The following is a 2,586-nucleotide window of genomic DNA, read 5'->3' as shown; positions in this document are numbered from 1 at the left end:
TATTGAATAATCTTGCTATATTTGAGCCATCTGTCCGGTCATAGTGAGCCACCCTTCCGTTTTTTATTGAGCCAGCATACCGGTATTAAATGAGCCATATTATACATTTTACTTTATAATGATTTTATGCATCTTTTAGATGCAAATTCATTATAAAGGAGGTCATTATTATGACCAAGTACCGTGAAATTCTCAGACTTAATAGTCTGGGGTTTAGCGAAAGGAACATTGCATTTAGTATTCCATGTTCTAGGAATACTGTATCAAAGGTTTTAAAGAAAGCTCGCGAATTAAATATGTCGTGGCCGCTTCCAGAGGAAAATACTGATGCAATGTTAGAGGGGATTTTATTCCCTAAGTCAGTTAAGGGTATTCAAACTAAGCGAATGCCTGACTTTGCCCTCATCCGCAAGGAGCTGCTCCGTAATGGGGTAAGTAAAAAGCTCCTGTGGACAGAATATATGGAGGAGTGCCGCCTTAATAACGAAGAGCCACTCATGTATTCTCAATTCTGCTATTACATCCAACAGGATGAACAGAAACGCCGCGCTACCATGCATATCAATCGGAAGCCTGGCGAACAGGTGGAAGTTGATTGGGCCGGAGATCCGGCACATATCATTGATCCTGATACCGGTGAAATCATCAATGCCTACGTATTTATAGGTGTCATGACTTATAGTCAGTTTACATATGCGGAAGCATTCATTAATGAGAAACAACGAGCTTGGATTGCTGCGCATGTGCACATGTATGAATACTTCGGAGGTGTCGCAAAGATACTGGTTCCTGATAATTGTAAGACCGCTGTTGTTCATAATGGTGGCTGGTATAATCAACAATTAAATACCGTATATCATGAAATGGCAGAACACTATGGAACCGCCATTATTCCGGCAAGGGTTCGTAAGCCAAAAGATAAACCCAATGCAGAAGGAAGCGTAGGAAGCATATCTACATGGATTATAGCTGCGCTTCGAAATGAACAGTTCTTTTCTCTAACTGAGCTAAATCAGGCAATTAGAGAAAAGCTGGACGAGTTCAATAAAAGGCTCTTTCAAAAGAAAGAAGGTAGCCGATTGGACCTCTTCCGCGACGAAGAACTGCCATTGCTGGCTCCCCTACCTGCTACCTCATACGAACTGGCGGAATGGAAACAAGCCACCGTTCAGTTCAATTATCACATATCTATCGACGGAATGCTATACTCAATTCCATATGAATATATAAAACGCAAAGTCGATGTAAGGGTAACAGATAAGACTATTGAAGTCTTCTACAATCATAACCGCATCGCGTCCCATCGAAGGCTTCATGGTCGGAAGGGACAATACAACACCATCGTAGAGCATATGCCGGAAGATCACCAGAAATATCTGGAATGGAACGGTGACCGCTTCCGTAAATGGGCTGAGCAAATTGGAAACAATACGTACCAGGTAGTGGATGCGATCCTTACCTCCAAACGTGTGGAACAGCAGACTTATAAAGGCTGTATGGGACTTCTGAAACTGGCTGACAAATATTCAGTCAAACGATTAGAAGCCGCCTGTGAAAAGGCTTTGAGCTATACAGCGACACCAAGCTATAAGAGTATAAAAAATATACTCACTGCTGGCCAAGATAAGTCTTTATCTGAAGAACAACCAGAATCCACACAGAATAAATACGGCATCACCAGAGGTGCCGGCTATTACGGGAGGTAATCACATATGACAAACCAAAGTACGATTGATAAATTAATTGAAATGCGCCTGACAACAATGGCTGATGCATTCCGTACCCAGATGAGCGATTCAAAGATGAAGGATGTTCCCTTTGAGGATCGTTTCGGTATGATGGTGGACATCGAATTTAGTAGCCGCAAAAGTAACCGCCTTAAAAGGCTTATTCGGAATGCTGAGTTCGATCAGCCAGATGCTCATATCTGTGATATCAATTACACTTCAGGTCGCAAGTTAAACAAAGCCCTTATACAAAGGTTGGCGACCTGTGAATATATAACTGAACACCGCAACTTATTTATTACTGGGGCAACAGGCAGTGGTAAGACTTACATGGCTTGTGCTTTTGGTATGGAAGCATGCAAACAGCATTTTAATACAAAATATGTCCGGCTTCCTGACCTTCTCATAGACCTTGAAATGTCACGTAACGAAGGTACCTATAAGAAAATCATGGCAAAGTATGCAAATCCGACTCTTCTTATTATTGATGAATGGCTCCTGCTAAAACCAAATGAGAAGGAGCAGAAAGATATCTTTGAACTTCTTCACAGGAGACGTAAGAAATCTTCTACAGTGTTTTGCTCTCAGTACCAGAACGATGGTTGGTATGAGCAGCTTGGCGGAAGTGCAAGCACTCTGGCTGATGCGATTTTGGATCGTATTGTCCATGATGCATATCGTATCAATATCGAGAGTATCGATCAAAGCAAAGATATCTCAATGCGCGAGATTTACGGTTTGGATAAATCCTTGCGAGAGTAGACTTACATTACTAAATTTTTAGCGGTGGCTCAGCTTGTTCCGGACAAGTGGCTCACGCCACACCGGAACGGCGGCTCTGCCGCACAAGAATATTCAA

Annotated in this window: 2 protein-coding genes; both read left to right on the top strand. The window is 42.2% G+C overall.

The features are described 5' to 3' along the window. Positions 1-170 precede the first annotated feature (170 nt). Positions 171-1,706, top strand: a complete 1,536-nt coding sequence (gene istA / locus PHO71_RS26060) for an IS21 family transposase (protein ID WP_300209099.1) — start codon at positions 171-173, stop codon at positions 1,704-1,706. Between the two features lie 6 nt (positions 1,707-1,712). After that, the gene (gene istB / locus PHO71_RS26055) at positions 1,713-2,489 is read left to right on the top strand and encodes an IS21-like element helper ATPase IstB (RefSeq protein ID WP_300209098.1); all 777 of its coding nucleotides are present in this window, start codon (positions 1,713-1,715) and stop codon (positions 2,487-2,489) included. The last annotated feature ends 97 nt before the right edge of the window (positions 2,490-2,586 follow it).

Origin of the sequence: Bacteroides sp., from assembly GCF_028690125.1 — a bacterium.
In the GTDB taxonomy this organism is placed as follows: domain Bacteria; phylum Bacteroidota; class Bacteroidia; order Bacteroidales; family Bacteroidaceae; genus Bacteroides.
The sequence above is the reverse complement of the archived record's forward strand: the minus strand, read 5'-3'. Positions and strand labels throughout refer to the sequence as shown.